19 protein-coding genes and 1 tRNA gene are annotated in these 21,110 nt (G+C 67.9%); 12 read left to right on the top strand and 8 right to left on the bottom strand.

The window, feature by feature from the left end; genetic code table 11:
• The first annotated feature begins 108 nt into the window (after window positions 1–108).
• From V3391_RS10815 to V3391_RS10840, 6 genes are all read left to right on the top strand, one after another.
• Window positions 109–1,227, top strand: a complete 1,119-nt coding sequence (locus V3391_RS10815) for an efflux RND transporter periplasmic adaptor subunit (RefSeq protein ID WP_332078416.1) — start codon at window positions 109–111, stop codon at window positions 1,225–1,227.
• Window positions 1,224–4,361 carry an efflux RND transporter permease subunit gene (locus tag V3391_RS10820; protein ID WP_332078417.1) on the top strand — a complete coding sequence of 1,046 codons (3,138 nt, stop codon included), beginning with the start codon at window positions 1,224–1,226 and terminating at the stop codon, window positions 4,359–4,361. The genes V3391_RS10815 and V3391_RS10820 overlap by 4 nt, the downstream gene beginning before the upstream one ends.
• A complete protein-coding gene (locus V3391_RS10825) occupies window positions 4,354–4,911 on the top strand; it encodes a GNAT family N-acetyltransferase (protein WP_332078418.1) in 558 nt (185 codons plus the stop codon). Before V3391_RS10820 ends, V3391_RS10825 begins: the two co-directional genes overlap by 8 nt.
• Window positions 4,912–5,022: 111 nt before the next feature.
• Window positions 5,023–6,513 (top strand): alanine/glycine:cation symporter family protein, encoded by a 1,491-nt coding sequence (locus V3391_RS10830; protein WP_332078419.1) that lies wholly within the window; start codon window positions 5,023–5,025, stop codon window positions 6,511–6,513.
• Between the two features lies 1 nt (window position 6,514).
• Window positions 6,515–7,423: a TrmH family RNA methyltransferase gene (locus V3391_RS10835; protein ID WP_332078420.1), complete on the top strand. Its 909-nt coding sequence runs from the start codon at window positions 6,515–6,517 to the stop codon at window positions 7,421–7,423.
• A gap of 53 nt (window positions 7,424–7,476) precedes the next feature.
• Window positions 7,477–9,099, top strand: a complete 1,623-nt coding sequence (locus V3391_RS10840; protein ID WP_332078421.1) for a hypothetical protein — start codon at window positions 7,477–7,479, stop codon at window positions 9,097–9,099.
• 114 nt (window positions 9,100–9,213) lie between these two features.
• On the opposite strand, the gene V3391_RS10845 is transcribed toward V3391_RS10840, so the two are convergent.
• The 4 genes from V3391_RS10845 to V3391_RS10860 form a co-directional block, all read right to left on the bottom strand.
• Window positions 9,214–10,653 (bottom strand): M20/M25/M40 family metallo-hydrolase, encoded by a 1,440-nt coding sequence (locus tag V3391_RS10845; RefSeq protein WP_332078422.1) that lies wholly within the window; start codon window positions 10,651–10,653, stop codon window positions 9,214–9,216.
• 104 nt (window positions 10,654–10,757) lie between these two features.
• Window positions 10,758–11,186, bottom strand: a complete 429-nt coding sequence (gene mscL, locus V3391_RS10850) for a large-conductance mechanosensitive channel protein MscL (protein ID WP_332078423.1) — start codon at window positions 11,184–11,186, stop codon at window positions 10,758–10,760.
• Window positions 11,187–11,226: 40 nt separating this feature from the next.
• A complete protein-coding gene (locus V3391_RS10855; protein WP_332078424.1) occupies window positions 11,227–11,952 on the bottom strand; it encodes a fumarylacetoacetate hydrolase family protein in 726 nt (241 codons plus the stop codon).
• 69 nt (window positions 11,953–12,021) lie between these two features.
• Window positions 12,022–12,315, bottom strand: a complete 294-nt coding sequence (locus tag V3391_RS10860; protein ID WP_332078425.1) for a hypothetical protein — start codon at window positions 12,313–12,315, stop codon at window positions 12,022–12,024.
• 77 nt (window positions 12,316–12,392) lie between these two features.
• Between V3391_RS10860 and V3391_RS10865 the strand changes: the two genes are divergently transcribed.
• Window positions 12,393–12,746 carry a Rieske (2Fe-2S) protein gene (locus tag V3391_RS10865; protein WP_332078426.1) on the top strand — a complete coding sequence of 118 codons (354 nt, stop codon included), beginning with the start codon at window positions 12,393–12,395 and terminating at the stop codon, window positions 12,744–12,746.
• A gap of 47 nt (window positions 12,747–12,793) precedes the next feature.
• Here V3391_RS10865 and V3391_RS10870 read toward each other — a convergent pair whose 3' ends face one another.
• From V3391_RS10870 to thiS, 4 genes are all read right to left on the bottom strand, one after another.
• Window positions 12,794–14,638 (bottom strand): SLC13 family permease, encoded by a 1,845-nt coding sequence (locus V3391_RS10870; RefSeq protein WP_332078427.1) that lies wholly within the window; start codon window positions 14,636–14,638, stop codon window positions 12,794–12,796.
• 129 nt (window positions 14,639–14,767) lie between these two features.
• On the bottom strand, window positions 14,768–15,523 hold the full coding sequence (trmB, locus tag V3391_RS10875; protein WP_332078428.1) for a tRNA (guanosine(46)-N7)-methyltransferase TrmB: 756 nt from the start codon (window positions 15,521–15,523) through the stop codon (window positions 14,768–14,770).
• A 133-nt stretch (window positions 15,524–15,656) separates the two neighbouring features.
• Entirely contained in the window at window positions 15,657–16,454 is a 798-nt protein-coding gene (locus V3391_RS10880) for a thiazole synthase (protein WP_332078429.1), read from the bottom strand.
• 134 nt (window positions 16,455–16,588) lie between these two features.
• A complete protein-coding gene (thiS, locus tag V3391_RS10885) occupies window positions 16,589–16,789 on the bottom strand; it encodes a sulfur carrier protein ThiS (RefSeq protein ID WP_332078430.1) in 201 nt (66 codons plus the stop codon).
• Window positions 16,790–16,953: 164 nt separating this feature from the next.
• Here thiS and V3391_RS10890 point away from each other — a divergent pair, with 164 nt between their 5' ends.
• The 5 genes from V3391_RS10890 (at window position 16,954) to V3391_RS10910 (ending at window position 21,103) form a co-directional block, all read left to right on the top strand.
• Window positions 16,954–18,801 carry an autotransporter domain-containing protein gene (locus V3391_RS10890; protein ID WP_332078431.1) on the top strand — a complete coding sequence of 616 codons (1,848 nt, stop codon included), beginning with the start codon at window positions 16,954–16,956 and terminating at the stop codon, window positions 18,799–18,801.
• Between the two features lie 79 nt (window positions 18,802–18,880).
• Window positions 18,881–18,954 (top strand) — tRNA-Gly (locus V3391_RS10895).
• A 99-nt stretch (window positions 18,955–19,053) separates the two neighbouring features.
• Complete coding sequence (locus V3391_RS10900) at window positions 19,054–20,334, top strand: hypothetical protein (RefSeq protein WP_332078432.1); 1,281 nt, start codon at window positions 19,054–19,056, stop codon at window positions 20,332–20,334.
• 5 nt (window positions 20,335–20,339) lie between these two features.
• The gene (locus V3391_RS10905) at window positions 20,340–20,624 is read left to right on the top strand and encodes a tyrosine-type recombinase/integrase (protein WP_332078737.1); all 285 of its coding nucleotides are present in this window, start codon (window positions 20,340–20,342) and stop codon (window positions 20,622–20,624) included.
• Window positions 20,625–20,698: 74 nt separating this feature from the next.
• The gene (locus V3391_RS10910; RefSeq protein ID WP_425497252.1) at window positions 20,699–21,103 is read left to right on the top strand and encodes a very short patch repair endonuclease; all 405 of its coding nucleotides are present in this window, start codon (window positions 20,699–20,701) and stop codon (window positions 21,101–21,103) included.
• Window positions 21,104–21,110 lie beyond the last annotated feature (7 nt).

Raw genomic sequence — 21,110 nt, forward strand, 5'->3', positions numbered from 1 at the left:
CGCCAGCGGTTGACGTGGAACGCTGTTTTTTCATGCCCATCCGATGGCACAGGGAACGTCACGGACCAGCGGGTAAGATCGGCCGGTTTTCCGTCCCGGTAGCATCCCTTGTCCCAGTCGCATGTCTCCGTCCGACCCGCGTTTCCGTTGCGGGCCCTTGGTCTGGCCGCCGCGCTCGTGCTGTCCGCCTGCGGCGGGGGCGAGGCCGGACCGTCCGGCCAGGCCGCAGCCGCGCCCGTACCGGTGACGACGACCGTCGCAGCGCCGCGGCAATGGAACGACAGCGTCACCGCGCTGGGTACCGTGAATGCGCGCGAGTCGATCACCGTGACCGCCAAGGTCAGCGAAATCGTGCAGCGCGTGCACTTCGACAGTGGCGACGAGGTTGCCGCCGGCGCGCCGCTGATCACGCTCAGCGGCAACCAGCAGCAGGCCACCTTGCAGGCGGCCGAGGCGGCGGCGATCGATGCCGACAGCCAGTTCCGCCGTGGCGCCGAGCTGGTCGACAGCCAGCTGATCGCGCGCGCGTCGGTCGACACCTTGCGCGCGAACCGCGACTCGGCGCGCGCCAACGTCGCCGAGATGCGGGCCAACATCAGCGACCGCACCATCCGCGCCCCGTTCGCCGGCGTGCTGGGGCTGCGCCAGGTGAGCCCGGGCGCACTGGTCACACCCGGCACGCCGATCGCCACGCTCGACGACATCGGTGCGGTCTATGTCGATTTTCCGGTGCCCGAGACGCAGCTCGCGCGCGTGGTCAACGGCCAGCGCCTGTTCGGCCGCGTGGCCTCGTTCCCGGGTCGTGATTTCGAGGGCGTGGTGCAGACGGTCGATGCGCGCATCGATCCGCAGTCGCGCGCGGTGACCGTGCGCGGTGCGTTCGAGAATCCGGATCGCGAGCTGCGCCCCGGCATGCTGGTGCAGGTGCGCCTGCAGCAGGCGGCGCGCGAGGCGCTGATGATTCCCGAGATCGCGGTGATCCAGGTCGGCCGCGACACCTTCGTCTATCGCGTGCGCGAGGACGAGACCGTCGAGCAGGCACCGGTGACGGTGGGCGTGCGCGCGGAAGGCCTGGTCGAGATCCTCGACGGCCTGGAGCCGAACACCCGCATCGTCGTCGACGGCACGGGCAAGCTGCGCCCCGGCATGCAGATCACCGAGGGCACGGTGCAGCAAGCGAAAGCGCAGCAGGCCGACGAGGCCGCACCGGCGGGTAACGCCCAGTGAAGCTGTCCGATCTCTCGATCAAGCGGCCGGTCTTCGCGGCCGTCATCAGCCTGCTGCTGGTCGTGCTGGGCATCATGGCGTTCATGCGCCTGACGGTGCGCGAACTGCCGAACGTCGATCCGCCGATCGTCTCGGTCGACGTCAGCTATGCCGGCGCGTCGGCGGCCGTCGTCGAAACCCGCATCACCCAGATCCTCGAGGACGCGCTGGCCGGCATCGAGGGCATCCGCACGATCGAGTCGCGCAGCCGCAACGGCCGCTCCGACGTCACCATCGAGTTCAATCTCAACCGCGACATCGAAGCGGCGGCCAACGACGTGCGCGACGCGATCAGCCGCGTCATGGACCGCATGCCGATCGAGGCCGACCCGCCGGAGATCTCCAAGGTCGAGGCCGACGCCGATCCGATCATGTGGCTCAACATGCGCTCCACGGTGATGGACACCATGGAGTTGAGCGACTACGCCGACCGCTACGTCGTCGACCGTCTGTCCTCGCTCGACGGCGTGGCCCGCGTGCAGCTCAGCGGCGCGCAGCGCTACTCGATGCGCATCTGGCTCGACCGCGATTCGATGGCGGCGCGCGGCATCACCGCCAACGATGTCGAGACCGCGCTGCGCAACGAGAACGTCGAACTGCCGGCCGGCCGCATCGAGTCGGAAACCCGCGACTTCACCCTGCGCGTGGAACGCGGCTATCGCGAACCCGAGCAGTTCGCGACGATCCCGCTGCGCCGCGGCGACGACGGCTACGTGATCCGCATGGGCGACGTGGCCCGGATCGAACTGGGCACGGCCGAGCGTCGCTCCTACATGCGCAGCAACTCGGTGCCCAACGTCGGTCTCGGCATCGTGCGCACCTCGATCGCCAACGCGCTCGACGTGGCCCACGCCGCACGCGCGGAGGCCGAGCGCATCCAGCAGACGCTGCCCGAAGGCACCGAGATCTTCGTCGCTGCCGACAACACGGTCTTCATCGATGCGGCGATCAGCCGCGTGTACTGGACGCTGGCCGAAGCGATGGGCCTGGTGTTCGTCGTCATCTGGCTGTTCCTGGGCAGCCTGCGCGCGGCACTGATTCCCGCGATCACGGTACCGGTGTGCCTGGTCGCGGCCTTCATCGCGCTGTATGCGTTCGGCTTCTCGATCAACCTGCTGACCCTGCTCGCGCTGGTGCTGTGTATCGGCCTCGTCGTCGACGACGCGATCATCGTGCTGGAGAACGTGCAGCGCCGCGCCGATCTCGGCGAGCCGCCGCTGGTCGCGGCCAAACGCGGCACCGCGCAGGTCGCGTTCGCGGTCATCGCGACGACCGCGGTGCTGGTCGCGGTGTTCCTGCCGGTCGGTTTCATGGAAGGCAATTCCGGACGGCTGTTCCGCGAACTGTCTGTCGCCCTGGCCGGCGCGGTCGCGCTGTCGGCGTTCATCGCGCTGACGCTGACGCCGATGATGTGCTCCAAGCTCGTGCGCCCGCAGAGCCACAAGAAGACCGGCTTCAACGCGTGGACCAACCGCCACCTCACGCGCCTGTCCAACGGCTACGGCCGTCGCGTCGGTGGTCTGGTCGCATTGTCGGGTGGCCGCCTGTTGCTGCTCGTGGTCGGCGCGATGGCGGTCTGCGCCGTAGCCGCGGTGCTGCTGTACTGGCGCGTGCCCAGCGAACTGTCGCCGGCCGAGGATCGCGGCCGCTTCTTCATCGGCGTCGATGGCCCGGAAGGTGCGGGTTACGACTACACGGTCGCGCAGATGCAGCAGGTCGAGCGGATCTTCGCGCCGCTGGTCGGCGACGACCAGCCGATCGAACGCGCCAACTCGCGCGTGCCGCGCGGCTGGGGCGGCAGCGAGGACATGCACACCGGACAGATCGTGGTGTTCCTGCAGGACTGGCGCACGCGCGACGTCAGCACGGCGTCGGTCGTCGAACAGCTGCGTGGACAGCTGGCCGAACTGCCGGGCGTGCAGGCGCGCGCCAACGTGCCCGGTGGCCTGGTCGGCGGTCGCGGTCAGCGTTACCAGCTGGTGCTGGGCGGTCCTGACTACGCCGAGATCGCGCAGTGGCGCGACCGCATGCTGGCGCGCATGCGCGAGAACCCGGGCATCCAGGATCCCGATTCCGACTACAAGGAGACGCGTCCGCAGATGCGCGTCGACATCGACCGCGCACGCGCGTCCGATCTCGGCGTGTCGGTGCAGGAGATCGGCCGCACGCTCGAAACCATGATGGGCCAGCGCCAGGTCACGACCTTCGTCGACAACGGTGAGGAATACGACGTGCTGCTGCAGGCCGACCGCGACCGTCGCATGTCGCCGTCCGATCTCACCGGCACCTTCGTGCGCGGCCGCGACGACACGCTGGTGCCGCTGTCGAATCTGGTGACGCTCAGCGAGATCGCCGAGCCCGGCAGCTTCAACCGCTTCAACCGTCTGCGTGCGATCACCATTGCCGCCGGCCTCGCGCCGGGCTACACGATGAGCGAGGCGATCGCGTGGACCAACGAAGTCGCCGCCGAAGAATTGCCGGACTACGCGCAGGTCGACTGGAAGGGCGAGAGCCGGGAATTCCAGGAAGCCGGCGGCGCGGTGCTGCTGACCTTCGCGATGGCGTTGCTGATCGTCTATCTGGTGCTGGCGGCGCAGTTCGAGAGCTTCATCCATCCGCTGTCGATCATGCTGACGGTGCCGCTGGCGGTGCTCGGCGCGCTGCTCGGACTGTGGGCGACCGGCAGCACGCTGAATCTCTTCAGCCAGATCGGCATCGTGATGCTGATCGGCCTGGCGGCGAAGAACGGCATCCTGATCGTCGAGTTCGCCAACCAGTTGCGCGACGACGGCCGCACCGTGCGCGAGGCGATTACCGAGGCGTCTGCGGTGCGTCTGCGCCCGATCCTGATGACCTCGGCGGCGACGATCATGGGCGCGATCCCGCTGGTCGTGGCCGGCGGCCCGGGTTCGGCGAGCCGCGCGACGATCGGCATCGTGGTGATCTTCGGCGTCGCGTTCTCGACGCTGCTGTCGCTGTTCGTCGTGCCGGCGTTCTATGCGCTGCTCGCGCCGTTCACGCGTTCGCCCGACGCACTGGCGCACGAGCTCGAGCGGCTCGAAAGCGAGACGCCCGAAGTCAGCGGCCATGCCTGACGCCGCGCGCTGGGACGCGGTGCGTCTGGGCGGTGCGGGCTTCGTGCTCCGCCGCTGGCGCGCCAGTGATCTCGGCGCGCTGTTGCATCACGCGGACGATCCACTGATCGTTCGCGGTCTGAGCGACCGCTTTCCGCATCCCTATACGCGCGCCGACGGCGAGGCCTTTCTCGCCGGACACGTGGTCGATCTGTCGCTGCCGGTGTTGGCGATCGAAATCGACGGCGCGGCCTGCGGCAGCATCGGCGTGCGCCGTGCCGCGAGCGGCGAGCGCGCGCATGCGGCGGAGCTCGGCTACTGGCTCGGCCGCGCGCACTGGAACCGCGGCGTGATGCGCCAGGTCGTCGCGCGGTACGTGCCTTGGGTGATGGGCGCGCTGTCGCTGACGCGCCTGCAGGCCAACGTGCTCGACATCAATCCGGCCTCGGCGCGGGTGCTGCAGGCCAACGGTTTCGTCGAGGAAGGCCTGCTGCGCGGCGCGATCCGCAAACCCGACGGGCTGCACGATCTGCGCGTATTCGGGCTGCTGCGCGACGCCGCGATCGGCTGATCCACGCGCGAAAAGCCCGCCGGGCGGGGCACGCCGCGCGGAAATGCAGGTATCGTGTCCGCCAGTTGCGACGGGGATCGCGACAGCCACCCGACGGGAGCATCGCGCAACGTGGATACCTTACTCAGTGCATTGAACGGGCTGATCTGGAGCAAGGCGCTGATCGCGCTGTGCCTGGGCGCGGGCCTCTGGTTTTCGTTCCGCACCCGTTTCATGCAGGTCCGCGGCTTCGTCGAGATGACCCGGCTGACCTTCAGCGGCAAGAGCTCGAACGCGGGCGTGTCCTCGTTCCAGGCGCTGGCGATGTCGATGGCCGGCCGGATCGGCATCGGCAACATCGCCGGCGTCGCGACCGCGATCGCCTTCGGCGGTCCCGGCGCGGTGTTCTGGATGTGGGTGATGGGCTTCCTCGGCGCCTCGACCTCGTTCGTCGAGTGCACGCTGGCGCAGATCTACAAGGAAAAGGACAGCGAAGGGCGCTATCGCGGCGGCCCGGCCTACTACATCGAAAAGGCCATGGGCCTGAAGTGGTACGCGCTGGCGTTCGCGTTCGCGACGCTGATCGCCGCCGGTCTGCTGATGCCCGGCGTGCAGGCGAACGCGATCGCCGACAGCATCGCCAACGCCTGCGCGGGCACGTCGGTCTGCGGTGACCTGTCCGGCCAGTGGATGGGCATGGACGCGCGCACGGCGCTCAAGGCGGGGATCGGCATCACCGTGGCGCTGATGCTGTCGGTGATCATCTTCGGCGGCGTCAAGCGCATCGCGGCGTTCGCCGAACTGTTCGTGCCGTTCATGGCGCTGGCCTACATCTTCATCGCGGTCGCGGTGATGATCATCAACTACGACTTCGTGCCGACGATGTTCCGCATCATCTTCGAGAGCGCGTTCGGCGTGCATGCCGGTTTCGGCGCGATGCTGGGCCTGGCGATCGAGTGGGGCGTCAAGCGCGGCATCTACGCCAACGAGGCCGGCCAGGGCACCGGTCCGCATGCGGCGGCCGCGGCCGAGGTGTCGCACCCGGCCAAGCAGGGGTACGTGCAGGCGTGGGCGATCTACTTCGACACGATGCTGGTCTGCACCGCGACCGCGTTCCTGATCCTGGCGACCGGCATGTACAACGTGATCATGCCCGACGGCACCGTGCTGCATCAGGCGCTGCCCGGCGTGGAAGCGGGCTCGGGCTTCGCCCAGGCGGGCATCGAATCGATCCTGCCGGGCTGGGGCGCGGCGATGGTCGCCGTGGCGCTGTTCTTCTTCGCGTTCACCACGATCATGGCCTATTACTACATGGCCGAAACCAACCTCACCTACCTCAACAACCACGTCGCCCGGCCGACCCGCACGCTGCTGCTGCGTCTCGCGATCCTCGGCATGGTGATCTTCGGCGCGGTGCGCAGCGCGGAGGTGGCGTGGATGCTCGGTGACATCGGTGTCGGCCTGATGGCGTGGCTCAACATTGTCGCGATCCTGATCCTGCAGAAGCCCGCGATGCTCGCATTGCGCGATTACGAGACGCAGAAGAAGCAGGGGCTCGACCCGATCTTCGATCCCGACAAGCTCGGGATCCGCAATGCCGATTTCTGGCGCAAGGCCCCCTGACATGACGAAGTCCCCCTGGTCCGGCGGTGGCCGCGACACGCCCCGCACGCCGGCGCCCGCGCCGGGCCGCGACAGTCCGTGGGGCGCGCGTTCGCGTCCCGACACGCCTGCACCGACGCGCGCTGCCGCGCCGCGGCCCGACGTGCGCGCGGACGACGCGGAGGGCAGCGAAACCGAAGACCGGCGCGAGATGCGCCTCTACGGGCGCAACGCGATCGACGCCGTATTCGCGCGTCGACCCGACGCGATCCGCAAGCTCTATCTGCTCGAGGCGCGCATTCCGCAGCTGCAGCCCCTGTTGAAGTGGTGCGCGGCGAATCGCGTCGGCTATCGCGTCGTCGCCGAAGACGATCTGCGCAAGCTCGCGGCCAGCTCGCACCACGAGGGCGTCGTCGCCGACGTACTGCGCGAGGCGCCGCAGTCGCTGGGCACCTGGCTGCAGTCGCTGCCGGCCGGTCCGGCATGCGCGCTGTGGCTCGACGGCGTGGGCAATCCGCACAACCTCGGCGCGATCCTGCGCTCGGCCGCGCATTTCGGCGTGGGCGCGATCCTGCTGCCGAAGACCTCGCCGCTGGCGCTGTCCGGCGCCGCTGCGCGCGTCGCCGAAGGTGGCGCCGAATCGGTGCCGTTCGTGCGCCTCGGCCGCGACGACAATTCGCTGGCCCAGCTGCGCAGCGCCGGTTTCTCGCTCGCGGCGACCGTCGTGCGCGGCGGCGACAGTGTGTTCGCCAAACCGCTGCCCGACCGCGTCGTGTTCGTCATCGGTTCCGAAGGCGAGGGCATGGATCCCGAACTCGCCAAAGCCTGCGATCTGCGCCTCGGCATCCCCGGCAGCGGCAGGGTCGAAAGCCTCAACGTCGCCTCGGCGACGGCCGTGCTGCTGGCGCAGTGGGCGGCTCAGCGCGCTTGAAGCCCGTGGAGGCTTTGCGACGTCAGCGGACGCTCCTGGGCGCCGCAATCACCTTGGCTGCCCTCTATGGTCTGTCCGCGTTGTCCGCGATGTGGCTGCATGCGCCACGCGTGCCGTACGCGGATGGTTGGCGCTACATCGCGGTCCTGGCGGATGCGCCGTTCCTAGACGGTGTACTGATGGTCAGCAACGGCCACCGCGAGGTGTTCCCCAATATCGTGCGCTGGCTGGATCTCCGCCTGTTCGGCGCATCGCAGCTTCTGCAGATCCTAGTCGGTATCGCCTTGCTGCTCGGCACGCTCGCGGTTCTCTGGCGTCCATTGGGGCGCCTCGCCCCGCTCACGCGCGTCGCTGCGTATCTGTGGGCAATCGTCGGTCTGTGCTGGCTCGGCAATGCGCGGGCCTTGGCGCATGCGCAGGAAAGCGTGCACGCCTATCTGGTGACACTTGCACTGGTCTGCGGAGTGACGCTGCTGGCTCGCGCGCCGCACGATGGCCGCGATGCCTGGCGCCGTGGCCTTCTTGCGAGTGCTTGCGGTCTTGTGGCGACGTTTTCGTTCGGGTCAGGTGTCGCATGTTTCGGCGCGTTCCTGATCGTGCTCTGGTTGCGGCGCGCTTCGTGGCGCGATGCGTTGCCCATATTGTTCAGCGCGGGACTGGCCGCAGTGTCCCTGGCGATCGCGGGCGTCGGTGACGAGCGGATCGGCTTTGCGCCGTTGGTACAGGGCGAACGCCTGCTGCGCTGGCTCGCCGCGCCTTCCCTGTATGCCGCTTGGCCGGTGCTCGACCCCGAGATCGCCGCACGTCTGCCACTCGCTCCGCTGCGTGCAGTGGTGCTGCCGGTCGCTGAGGGCATCTCCAACGTGACTGGTCCGGCACACGTCGCGCGCTGGCCGCACCTGCTCACAGGCGTGCTCGGCGCCGCGTGGCTGCTGGTCGCAAGCATTCGCTGCAGGTGCGCACCGACCGCGCCTGTCGTGGTCGGTCTCGGCGTCGCCTGGTTCGCGGTAGGCGTAGGTGGGCTGATTGCTCTGGCCAGACTGGGCTACTTCGAGCTGTATCCAGAGCAGTTGCTGGCGTCGCGCTACGTCGTCTGGTCGAGTCTGTTCTGGGCCGGACTCGCCTATGCGACGATCTCACGTGCTCGCAGCGCGACTGTATCGGGTGTCGCGATCGTCCTCGCGCTGGTGCTCATGCCGAGCCAGCTGTGGATGTGGCGGTATGCCGAACGGCTACAGGAAGTGGCGCTACCGGTTGCGACAGCGGTTGCAGTGGGTGTGCTCGATCCTGCGTTGCCGCTCGGCGAGAATGTCGTCGGCGAACTGCGCGATGCATCGAAGCCGCTGGAAGCGCGCGGCGCAGCGATGTACGCCTGGCCGGAAACATCTTGGTTGGGACGCAGGCCGGACGCTGACGCAGTGCATGCGATTGCCACCGGTGCACTGACGGTTTCAAGTTTCGAAGATCAACTGTCGCCCGGCGAAGCCGCAAGACGGGTGGAGTTCGCGACGCCGTCGACGCGCACCGAGCGCTGGCTGCTGCAGGACGAGGATGGGGTGGTGCGCGGGCTCGCGACCCGTGATCCCCTCGATGCAAGGCGTGCGATCGGCTGGATGCGCGGCCCAGCGGAAGCGCCGCCGCGTGTGCTGGCGCTGCGCGAGGTCGACGGCAGCTAAGCGCGGGCACGTCTCACGGCTGCATGCCGCTATCACCGCTCGCAGCAATTCATCGGGCCGGGGACGTTACGACACGGCGTGCCGTCATCAGCGAAGCGCCGCGACGCACCAGCATCAATGCTCCGGCGTCGCCTCGGTCTTCGCCGCGCTGCCGAAGCCGCCTTGCGATTCCGCCGCCAGCCACGCGAACACGGCGTAGGCGGCGGTGTTCTGCGCGACGGCGTCCGGGTCGACCTTGTCGAGCGTGTCGTTGGCGTTGTGGTGCAGGTCGAAATAGTCGGTGCCGTCCTGGCCCAGCCAGCCCCAGGCACCGCCCTTCGCAGCCAGCGGGGAAATGTCCGGGCCCGGGCCGCCCTTGTCCTGCAGGTAGTCGATGCCGAGCGGGCGCAGTACCTCGGCGATCGCGTCGCTGGTCGCGCGCTGTCCGGCCGGCGCGCTGGTGTTGAAACCGTAGATGCGACCGGCGCCGAAATCGCTTTCCGCGCCGATGATGTGCTGCGCGATGACGTCAGCGCCGCCGTGTGCCTCGGCGTAGGCGCGAGCGCCGAGCAGTCCCTGCTCTTCATTGGCGAACGCGACCACGCGCACTGTGCGGCGCGGGCGCTGCGGCAGCTGCGCGATCAGATGGCCGGCGGCCATCGTGATGCCGACGCCGGACGCATCGTCGACCGCGCCGGTGCCGAGATCCCACGAATCCAGATGCCCGCCGATCAGTACGATCTCGCCCGGCGCTTCGCGCCCCGTGATTTCGCCGATGACGTTCTGCGAGGTGTAGTCGCCGTTCCAGCCGACATCCAGCGCCAGATGCACCTGCACGGGGCCAAGTCGCAACAGGCGCGCAAGCTGGTCGGCGTCGGGCAGCGACAGCGCAGCGGACGGAATCGGAGTGACATCGGCATCGAAGCGGGTGATGCCGGTATTGGCGACGCGGTGCGGACTGGTGCTGATCGAGCGCATCAGATAGCCCGCGGCGCCCTTGCGCGCCGCGATCGACGGGCCGCGGCCACGCACCGGGCCCGCAGCGCCATAGCCGCTGCCGTCGCGCGAGCGCGCCATCTGCACGTCGACGAACGCGAGGTTGCCACGCAGCGTCGCGGGATCGGCTGCTTCCAGCGCGGCGACGCTGTCGAAGCGCACAAGCTCGGCGGTGACGTCGCCGGCGGGGCTGCCGCCGAGCGCGGTGATCACCAGCGGCTGTGCGTGCGCGCCGACCACGGCTGCGTGCTCGCTGCGACGTTCCCACTTCGGGAACGTCACCGGTTCGGTCCAGACCTTGTCGTAGCCGAGCGCCTCGAACCGGGCTTTGGCCCAGGCGACGGCGCGGGCGTCCGCTTCGCTGCCGGGCAGGCGCGGGCCGATCTCGGTGGTCAGCGATTCGATCAATCCGTAAGCGGTGCCGTCCTGCGTGGCGCGTTCGCGCAATTGCGCGGCCTGTTCCAGCGCAGCCGCCGACAGCGGCGCGGCCTCACGCGATTGTGCGAAGGCGGGCGAGGCGGCCAACAGCGCGGTCGACAGCAGGGCAATGGCCAGAGGCCTGACGGACGGAACGCGCATGTGGACGACTCCAGCGGTGAAAGGGATCGGCAGAAACAAGAAACGGGCCGCGGCATTGTCGCGCGCGGCCCGTCGGATGGATCGAGCGTGTCTGGAACGCTGCGTCAGGCTTGCGGACGCAGCGAATCGCGGATCTCGCGCAGCAGCTTCACTTCTTCACTCGGCTCGGCGGGCTTGGTCGGTTCCGGCGCCTCGGCCTGCTTGCGCTTCAGGCGGTTGATGAACTTCACCGCGAGGAAGATCGCGAACGCGACGATCGTGAACTGGATGATGGTGTTGATGAAGATGCCGTAGCCGATGGCGACCGCGGGAATCTCCTCACCGGTGGCGGCATCGACCGTCGCGGCGCGCAGCGTGACGGCCAGTTCGGTGAAATCGACGTTGCCGATCAACATGCCGATCGGCGGCATGATGATCTGGTCCACCAGCGCGGTGACGATCTTGCCGAACGATGCGCCGATGACGACACCGACCGCGAGATCGATGACGTTGCCGCGGACCGCAAATTCCTTGAATTCGGACAGAATGCCCATGGATCACTCCTGCACTGTGTAAGGGAACAAGCGCGGGTGACTATACCGACGGCGAAGTGATTTCGAGATGCAGTGCGATCACGTCGTCGAGCGCGGCGACGCAACGATCGCCCGGCTGCAGCGCGGCCACGCCGGCGGGCGTGCCCATGAAGACGAGGTCGCCGGCGCGCAGCGCGAACAGTTTCGACAGTTCGTGCAGGATTTCGGGTACGTCCCAGATCAGCTGGTCGAGCGTCGACGTCTGGCGCAGCGCGCCGTTGACCTGCAGTGACAGCGTGCGCGATGCAAGCGCGCCGATCTCCGCCGCCGGCACGAGTTCGCCGACCGGTGCGGATGCGTCGAAGCCTTTGGCGATGTCCCACGGCAGGCCCTTCGCCTTGGCCGCGGCCTGCAGGTCGCGACGGGTGAGATCGAGGCCGATCGTGTAGCCGAACACCAGCGCCTGCGCATCCTCGACCGCGAGCACGCCTGCAGGCGCGTCGGCACCGAGCGCGACGACCAGTTCAACCTCGTGATGCAGATCCTGCGTGGCGCTCGGGTAGGGAACAACCTCGCCGGTCGTCACCGCATCGGCTGGCTTGGCGAAGAACACCGGTGTGCCGCGTGCGGCCTTCGAGGCCGGCGCCTCGGCGCCCATTTCCTTCGCGTGGTCGGCGAAATTACGGCCCACGCAGTACACCCGGCGTACCGGAAAACGGCCACCGCCGCGCACCGACAGGCGCACGGGCTCGAGAGCTGGCACGACATCGCGCGCGGGGTCGGTCATCGCGGGTCCTCGGCGCAGCGCGCCATCAAGATGCAAGCCAGGCGCGGCGCAGTCGCCGCGCGCGTTGGATCAACGCAGTGCGGCGTGGTCGCGATCGCGCACGACGCGATATTCGGCGTCGACGATGCGCGTGTCGCGACGCGGCGCGGGGCCGCGGACGAGCAGGCGACGGGCGATGCCGAACAGGATCATCGCCGCGCCGATGAAGACGCCGGCGACGAGCAGCACCGCGAGCATCGCCACGCCGACCAAGCCGAGCGCGATGCGCAGCAGCGGATGACGCGGTTTGCGCGGCGCGAACATCGCGCGCACGCCGGAGGCGTCGAATCGGGCATGGAGATCGCGGAAGAAAGGCTTGGACATGGGTTCCGTCAACGTCGTGACACAATGCGGCTGGTGGGCCGGCGACCAGTATCGGGCCCGGGCCGATCGGAGTTGTAATGTCTTCGTTAAATCCACGTGAAGCGCATGCGCCGCTGCTCGCGCTCGACGCCATCGCCGACGGCGGATTCGCCGAAGTGGAGGCGACGCTGGACGGCGATGCCGAATCGCTGGTGCTGTTCCGCGAAGGCGCACGCGTACAGGCGTGGTTGAACATCTGCCCGCATGCGGGGCGTCGTCTCGACTGGGCACCCGGCCAGTTCCTGCGCGCGAAGACCGGTGAGCTGGTGTGCGCCGCGCACGGCGCGAGTTTTTCGTTGACCGACGGTGTGTGCGTCGCCGGCCCCTGCCGCGGCGAGTCGCTGCGCGCGGTCGCGGTGCGCGTGCAGGACGGGCAGGTCGTGCTGGATTGAACGTGTGCGGGACGCATCACGCCTGCGGCGGAACGTGATCGCGTCGGTCAGAACAGCAGGTTGACCATCAGCACGACGATCACCGTGTAGATCAGCGAGATCGGCAGGCCGATCCGCCAGAGCTCGCGCGCCTTGTAGCCGGCCGGGCCGATGATCATCGACATCACCGGGTTCGACTGGGTCATGAAGTTGTTGGATGCCGACAGCGCGACGATCAGCGCGAATGCAGTCGGATTGCCGCCGACCGCGAGCGCGAGATTGATCGCCAGCGGCACGACGACGATCGTCGCGCCGACGTGGCTGATGACCATCGAGAACGCCGCCGTCAGCAAAGCGACCGCGATCTCCAGCACCCACACCGGTAGACCGCTCGGCAACCGTTCGATCGTGTGCCCGGCGACCCACGCCGCCGCGCCGCTGGAATCCATCGCCCAGCCCAGCGGAATCAGGCAGGCCATCAGGAACACGGTCTTCCAGTTGATGGCGCTGTAGGCCTCGTCCATCTTCAGCACGCCGAACACCAGCATGCCGGCGACGCCCGCCATCAATGCGACCGAGGTCGGCACGCGCGAGGACAGCGCGATCAGCATCGTCACCGCGAAGATCGCCATCGCGATCTTGAACTTGTGCGGCCTCTGCTCGCCCTTCGGATAGTCGGTGACGATGATGAAGTCGAGCGACTTGGCGGTCTTCGCCAGGTCCTGCCAGATGCTGTGCAGCACCAGCATGTCGCCAGCGCGCAGCGTCATCGAACGCACGTCCTCGCGGATCACCTGCTTGTCGCGGTTGATCGCGAGCAGGCGCACGCCGTACTTCTTGCGCAGGCTCAGTTCGGCCGCGGACTTGCCGATGAACTTCGAGGTCGGCGGCACCACGGCTTCGGCGATGCCGGCGCGGCTGGGATTGAACAGATCGCCGAAATTGCGCAGCCGCGTGCTCAGGCGCAGGAACTGGTTCTGGGCGAAATCGGCGACCTGCTGGCGCTGGCCCATCGCGCCGATCACGCTGCCGACCCAGATGCGCGCATCCGATGGCGGCGCGAGTCGCGATTCGTTCTCGGACTTGAGCGCCAGCAGCACCGGCGCATCGTGGATCGATTCCGCTTCGCCGAAGGTCATGCCGACCAGCGGACTTTCCGCGGTCACTACGAGTTCGTAGACGTCACCGTCGATGCCGTAGGCGCTAGCGAAGTAACTCTGCGTGCGCGCCGGCGTGACGTTGCCTTCGCCGTCACCCAGATCGCCCAGCTGCCGGTTGCCGCGGAAGTGGAAATAGGCGAGGCCCGCGGCGAGCAGCACCAGGCCGATCGGCAACGGCGCGAACATGTTGAGCGATTCGAGTGTCGCCGAGCCCGAGGGCAGGTTGGCATTGGCCGCGGTCAGCAGATCGTTGAGCAGGATCAGCGGCGAGGAGCCGACCATCGTCAGCGTGCCGCCCATGATGATGGCGACGCAGATCGGCAAGAGCATCTGCGCAAGCCGCAGACCCGAGCGCGATGCCAGGCGCGCGGCGACCGGCATGTACAGCGCCATCACCGACGGGTTCTGCATCACCGAGGAATTGAGGCCGGCGATACCGGCGGTCAGCATCAGCAGCCGGTCTTCCTGGCCCTTGGCCCGCCGCAACAGCCAGCCCGCGAGGCGGTTCAGCGCGCCGGTGCGGTCGAGTCCCATGCCGAGGATCATCGTGGCGATGACGCTGATCGTCGCGTTCGACGAGAAGCCGTTGAATACGTCTTCGGGTGCAACCAGGCCGGTGAGCCCGAGCATCACCAGCACCACCAGCGCGACGAGATCGGCGCGCACCCGCTGGAATACGAACAGCACCATCGTCAGGCCCACGAGGGCCAAGACGATCTTCATGTCGGTGGTGAGGGCGAGCGCGGTGTCCATCAGCGTCGCAGACCGTCCTGGCGCTGGGTGACGCAATGATCGGTGCGGGCGCGGGCCATCGGCCACAGACTGCGCGGCGCCGCGTGCAGCGGATGTCGAACCCGGCGTCCTGGGGCCCGTGTCACGGCACTAGCGTCCGGCGGCGTCTTCGGCGACGCGGTCGTACAGCAGATCCCAGACGCCGTGCCCGAGCCTCTGCCCGCGGGTTTCGAAATGGGTCTGCGGCCGCCACGGCGGTCGCGGCACATGGCCGCGCGGGCCGGCGCGATTGCGCAGGCCGGGCGTCGCGTCGAGCACGTCCCACATCTGCTCGGCGTAATCCGCCCAGTCGGTCGCCAGATGCAGGCGGCCTTCGGGACTGAGCTTGCGCACCAGCAAGGCGGCGAATTCCGGCTTCACCAGACGGCGCTTGTTGTGGCGCTTCTTGTGCCAGGGATCCGGGAAATAGATGCGGATCTCGTCGAGCGCGCCGTCGGCGATCTCGTGTTCCAGCACTTCGACCGCGTCGTGGTGATACACGCGGACATTGCCGTTGCCGTCCTCGGCCAGCGCATTGAGCACGCGGCCGACGCCCGGTGCATGCACTTCGATGCCGATGTGGTCGCGGGCGGGATCGAGCTGCACCGAGTGGCGCAGGGCTGCGCCATTGCCGAACCCGATCTCGACGATGCGCGGCGCACGGCGTCCGAAGGCGGCGTCGAAATCGCGCGGCGTGCCCTGGTAATCCAGTCCGAACTTCGGCCAGGCGTCGTCGAACGCGCGCTGCTGGGCCGGTGTGAACCGGCCCTGGCGCAGCACGAAGCTGCGGATCTCGCGACGGCCTTCGGTTGCCGTGAACGGCTTCGGCGGGGCCTTGGCACCTTCGCTGGAAAACGGGTTGGTCATGGAATTGTCTGGTCGTTCCGCAGCGATGCTGCCGTCCATGGCGCAGCGACAGCGACTCCGGGCTGCCCGGCCCGGTCATCCGTGGCCGGGCGTTCGCCGATGTGCGCGGCAGTGCCGCGCGAGCGACATCTGCTCACCCGATCACGCCATCAACGGGCGAAGACGCGCTCGCGAACCGCTTGCGCGGAATGCGGCCGGCGAGGAACGCCTCGCGACCGGCTTCGACCGCCTTGCGCATCGCGCTGGCCATCAGCACCGGATGGCGCGCGCCGGCGATCGCGGTGTTCATCAGCACGCCGTCGCAGCCCAGCTCCATCGCGATCGCCGCGTCGGACGCGGTGCCGACGCCGGCGTCGACGATGATCGGCACCTTCGCGTTCTCGATGATCTCGATCAGGTTGTACTTGTTCTGGATGCCCAGGCCCGAGCCGATCGGCGCGGCCAGCGGCATGACCGCGGCGCAGCCGATCTCTTCCAGGCGCTTGGCCAGGATCGGATCGTCCGAGGTGTAGACCATGACGTCGAAGCCGTCCTTGACCAGCTGCTCGGCCGCTTTCAGCGTCTGCACGACATCGGGGAACAGCGTGCGCTGGTCGCCCAGCACTTCGAGCTTGGTCAGGTTGTGTCCGTCGAGCAGTTCGCGCGCGAGGCGACAGGTGCGCACGGCGTCTTCGGCGGTGTAGCAGCCGGCGGTGTTGGGCAGGATGGTGTAGCGGTCCGGCGGCAGCACGTCGAGCAGGTTGGGCTCGCCCGGGGTCTGGCCGATGTTGGTGCGGCGGATCGCGACGGTGACGATCTGCGCGCCCGCGGCCTCGGTGGCCAGGCGGGTCTCGTCGAGATCCTTGAACTTGCCGGTGCCGGTCAGCAGGCGGGAGGAATAGGTCTTGCCGGCGATGATGAGGCCGGCATCAGCGGGGGATGCAGTGGTCATCGGGGGATTATCGCCGATGCGGCCGGGGCATGTGGGCGTTCGCGATCGGCCGTCGGAATCGAGCGCGCTTCGGGCCGCACGCGGAGGTGCCCGGTGGGGCCCGGGCATCATCCGACGCGACGCCGGATGGACGCTCAGCCGCCGCCCAGCGCGTGCACGATCTCGACCCGGTCGCCCTCGTGGATCACGTGTTCGGCGTGGCGGCCGCGCGGCACGATGTCGCCATTGATCTCGACCGCGACGCGGCGGCCGGCCAGTCCCTGTTGGATGAGCAGTGCGGCGATGGTGCTGCCGGTGTCGAGGGCGAGATCCTCGCCGTTGAGTCGGATATTCATGGCCGGATTGTCGCCGCTTCGCACAGCCGGCGCACGCGTGCCGCACTGCGGCGTGCCGGCGCCGGAAACGGCATGGGATGATCCCGCGATTCGGCGCCATGCGCTGCCGGATGGATCGGCGGGAACGCGCCGGCCAACGTCAATTCCCCAGGAGAAACCCCCAGATGTCGTCCACGCCCATCCGTGCCGCCCTCGCCGTTGCGCTCGCCGCGGCCGCCATTCCCGCTCTCGCCGACGACACGTTCTCGCGCACGGTGTTCTTCGGCGACAGCCTCACCGACTCGGGCTATTTCCGCCCCGCCATCGTGCGCGCCGTCGGCGCCCAAGGCGCCCTCCTCGGCCGCTTCACCACCAACCCGGGCCTGACCTGGGCCGAGCACGTGGCCGACCGCTACGGCACCGAGGCGTACCCGAACGGCAATGGCCAGGTCGGCGACAACTACGCCGCCGGCGGTGCGCGCGTGGCCGTGGCCAATCCGACCGCGCTCGGTGTCGCGCCGTCGCTGGCGTCGCAGGTCAACACCTACCTGTCCGCGAATGGTGGCCGCGCCGATGCGAATGCGCTCTACACCGTGTGGGGCGGCGCGAACGACCTGTTCGCGGTTGCCGCCAATCCCGCGCAGGCGCAGCAGATCATCGGCTCGGCGGTCACCGCCCAGGTCGGCCTGGTCGGCACGCTGCAGGGCGCGGGCGCCCGCTACGTCGTGGTGCCGTCGATCCCCGACATCGGCCTGACCCCGCAGTCGCGCGCCGGTGGCGCCGTTGCGATGGCGACCGGCACCGCGCTCGCCAATACCTACAACACCGCGCTCTACGGCGGCCTGGCCAGCCAGGGCCTGCGCGTGATCCCGGTCGACACCTTCCACTTCCTGCAGGAAGTCAGCGCCAGCCCGGCGCTGTACGGCTTCGCCAACGTGACCTCGGCCGCGTGCCGCGCGCAGCCGGGCATCGGCGACTCGTCGGTGTTCTGCAATCCGAACTCGCTGGTCACCCCGTCCGCGGCCGACACCTATCTGTTCGCCGACGGCGTGCACCCGGCCAGCCGCGCGCACGAGATGATCGCCGACCTGGCGATCGCGATGATCGACGGCCCGCAGCAGATCGCGGTGCTGCCGCAGTCGGCGACCGTGAGCGGCCGCGCCCGCGCCGATCGCATCAACAACCGCCTGAGCCTGGCGCCGGCACGCAGCGAAGGCCGCAGCTGGTGGGCCGACGTGCGCGCCGACATGCAGCGCTACGACCACGGCGATGCCTACGACGGCGTCGGCCCGGCGCTGACGGCCGGCATGGACTGGACCTCGGGTGACACGACCTTCGGCGGCTTCGTCGGCTACGGCAAGCAGGGCAACGACTGGGGCCTGCGTCGCGGCAACTGGGACCAGAGCGAAGCGACGGTCGGCGGTTTCGTCGGCTGGCGCGCCGACAGCGGCGCCTGGGTCAACGCGCAGCTGAGCTACACCTGGCTCGACTTCGACACCGACCGCACGGTGCAGATCGGCCCGGTGACGCGCGTGCATTCCGGCCAGGCCGACGGCAGCAACGTGACCGCCGCGATCGGTGCCGGCTGGAACTTCGGCGAAGGCGCGCTGCAGCACGGCCCGGTGCTGTCGCTGGTCGCGCAGCGCATCGAAGTCGACGGTTTCGCCGAAAGCGATCCGACCGTGTCGAGCTCGCTGGCGTATCCGTCGCAGGACATCGACTCGCTGATCGGCAGCGCCGGCTGGCAGTTCGCCTACGCCGCCAGCGACGCATTCCGCCCCTATGCGCGCCTGACTATCGATCGCGAGTTGGAAGACGCGCCGACGGAAGCCTTCGCGCAGGCGCAGTCGCTGCCGTCGACGCTGCCGTACGCGGTGCCGGCGCGCGGCTACGACAACAGCTACGCCACCGCGACGCTGGGCACGCAGACCAAGCTGTTCGGCCTCGACGCCAACGTCGGCGCCAGCCTGACAATCGGCCAGAAGGGCGGCAGCAACACCACCGCGTTCGCGACGATCGGCGCCGGCTTCTGAAGGCTGCGTCGACAGGCAACGGCGCCCGGCTGGCGTCGTTGCCAATGCGCGCAGGGCCGGCATAGACTGCCCACCTCGCGCGGGTGTAGCTCAATGGCAGAGCTGTTGCTTCCCAAGCAACTGACGAGGGTTCGATTCCCTTCACCCGCTCCAACATGGATCCTCCCGATCTAACTCACTGATCGGGAAGGATTTCCGAAATCACATCGACCCTGAAATCGAAACCCTTGGGTATCGTTTTAGGTATCGATCGTGCCGAAACCGCTTTTCTTGACTCGCCCTTCGGGTCTCTATGTTCGCTTCCTCGTGCCGGCGGAATTTCGATCCGCAGTCGGCTCGCGTTTCGTCGTGCGCGCGCTCGGATCGCTGCGGGGCGACGAGGCGCGACTACACGCCGCGGTCATTGGCATGGCACTCTCCAAAGCATTCGACGCGGTGCGTCGAGGAGAGGCCAGGATGGTCGATGTCAAGAAGCTGCTGGAAGACGCAAGGCGCGCTGACGCAACCGGCGGGACCATGGACTGGACCGCCAGCGCGCTACAAGTCGGCGGCGTGAGCTTCGGACAGGTCACCGTTGATGGTCCTGAGGACACCGACGACTTCATCCGCGCGGCTCAGGCGATACTGCAAAGGCGAGACAGCCTGGTCGCCGCGCGGCTTCAGTTGGAGGCAGCAGGCCCTCCGGTAGCTCCCGCAGCCCCCGAAGAGTCCGTTCCGCGGCTCGCTGAAGAGATCCAGACCCATTTGGGAGATCTGGAGCGGCGCAAGCTCAACCCCGACACCATCACGGAGAGCAAGCACTCGCTGCGCATCTTCCTTGCGCTGACGGATGACATCCCTGTGCGCGAGATCAAGGCATCGCATGTGCGTGCGTTCCTTGATGCCGTCCGCTGGTGGCCGGAGCGCGCGACCGTGCGTCCCCAATACCGCGGCATGTCGGTGCTGGAGATCATCGAAGCGGGCAAGCGTGAGCAGGTCGCGGTGTCGCCACACACCTACAACAAGCACCAGTCCCGCTTGGGTGTCTTCCTCAACGCCTTGGTCAACCAGGATCTGCTCAGCAAGAACCCCTTGAAGGCGATCAAGCCCGAGATCGACACCTCGACCGACCTCGACACAGGCCGCGCGTTTACGCCCGAAGAACTGCAGACCATGTTCGAGCCCGATCGCTTCCAGGCGTGGGCCACTTCACCTCATCGTTGGTGGGGGCCAATGCTGGGTCTCTACAGCGGTGCCCGTGTCAGCGAGGTCGCGCAGCTCTACATCGATGATGTGCGCGAGGTCGATGGCGTGTGGGGGCTGTTTTTTGGAAGAACGCTCGCGGGCAGAAGATCAAGAACAAAGCGTCCATCCGCTTCGTGCCCTTGGCGCAGCCACTCCTCGACGCCGGCTTCCTGGACTTCGTTGAAGACATGCGCCAGACCGGGCATCCGCGCCTGTTCCCGCATCTGCCAGCTGGCACCAAAAAAGATGGCACCCCGAACGGCAAGGGCTACGGCAGGCAACTGTCCAGGCAGTTCGGCGCATATGTAAAGACTATCGGTGTCGAGAAGGGCACTGGCTTCCATTCATTCCGCCACACGATGTCGACGGTGCTGGCAGAGCAGGGGATCCCAGAGCGCGAGATCGCGTTGATCACTGGGCATGCGATCACCTCACAGGTGCCGACGCTCGCGCGGCACTACATCCACATTGCGGATACAGCCACGCTTTCAAGGCGTGTAGAGGTGTTGGCCTCCTTTACGCCTTTGATTCAGCCGCTTCGATATCGTAGTGGGCAGTTCGCGACCACACTGCGCAATGCCGCTGATGTTCATCCATAAACTCGCCACTGCGTCGCACCTTCCTGGGTGCGGGCATGGCTGAAAAGATCAGTCCAGAGACCCGCTCGCGCATGATGGCGGGGATCCGAGGAAAGAACACGAAGCCAGAGCTGACCATCCGGCGCTGGCTACACGCGGACGGATTTCGCTTTCGATTGTTCCGACGCGATCTGCCTGGCCGTCCCGACATTGTTCTCCCGCGATGGAACGTAGTTGTATTCGCGCACGGGTGTTTCTGGCACGGTCATCAAGGATGTTCTTACTTTCGTCTGCCTAAAACGCGACCCGAATTCTGGGAAAGCAAGATCAGACGCAACGCTGAGCGCGACCATGAGGCGATAGGCAGACTGGAAGAAGCAGGCTGGCGCATAGCAGTGATCTGGGAGTGCGCGCTGCGCAAGGAACCAGAGGTAACGCTTCGTCGCCTGTCCTCATTCATTCGGTCCGCACAGCAGAAGCTCGAAATCGGACTGGGTTAGCGCCAGC

This window comes from Luteimonas flava, assembly GCF_036584485.1.
GTDB lineage: Bacteria > Pseudomonadota > Gammaproteobacteria > Xanthomonadales > Xanthomonadaceae > Luteimonas > Luteimonas flava.

Bases quoted from the DNA above. Each gene is read 5' to 3' on its own strand.
- V3391_RS10825 (WP_332078418.1), top strand. From the start codon at position 4,354: ATGCCTGACGCCGCGCGCTGGGACGCGGTGCGTCTGGGCGGTGCGGGC.
- V3391_RS10835 (WP_332078420.1), top strand. From the start codon at position 6,515: ATGACGAAGTCCCCCTGGTCCGGCGGTGGCCGCGACACGCCCCGCACG.
- V3391_RS10845 (WP_332078422.1), bottom strand. From the start codon at position 10,653: ATGCGCGTTCCGTCCGTCAGGCCTCTGGCCATTGCCCTGCTGTCGACC.
- mscL (WP_332078423.1), bottom strand. From the start codon at position 11,186: ATGGGCATTCTGTCCGAATTCAAGGAATTTGCGGTCCGCGGCAACGTC.
- V3391_RS10855 (WP_332078424.1), bottom strand. From the start codon at position 11,952: ATGACCGACCCCGCGCGCGATGTCGTGCCAGCTCTCGAGCCCGTGCGC.
- V3391_RS10860 (WP_332078425.1), bottom strand. From the start codon at position 12,315: ATGTCCAAGCCTTTCTTCCGCGATCTCCATGCCCGATTCGACGCCTCC.
- V3391_RS10865 (WP_332078426.1), top strand. From the start codon at position 12,393: ATGTCTTCGTTAAATCCACGTGAAGCGCATGCGCCGCTGCTCGCGCTC.
- V3391_RS10870 (WP_332078427.1), bottom strand. From the start codon at position 14,638: ATGGACACCGCGCTCGCCCTCACCACCGACATGAAGATCGTCTTGGCC.
- trmB (WP_332078428.1), bottom strand. From the start codon at position 15,523: ATGACCAACCCGTTTTCCAGCGAAGGTGCCAAGGCCCCGCCGAAGCCG.
- V3391_RS10880 (WP_332078429.1), bottom strand. From the start codon at position 16,454: ATGACCACTGCATCCCCCGCTGATGCCGGCCTCATCATCGCCGGCAAG.
- thiS (WP_332078430.1), bottom strand. From the start codon at position 16,789: ATGAATATCCGACTCAACGGCGAGGATCTCGCCCTCGACACCGGCAGC.
- V3391_RS10890 (WP_332078431.1), top strand. From the start codon at position 16,954: ATGTCGTCCACGCCCATCCGTGCCGCCCTCGCCGTTGCGCTCGCCGCG.
- V3391_RS10910 (WP_425497252.1), top strand. From the start codon at position 20,699: ATGGCGGGGATCCGAGGAAAGAACACGAAGCCAGAGCTGACCATCCGG.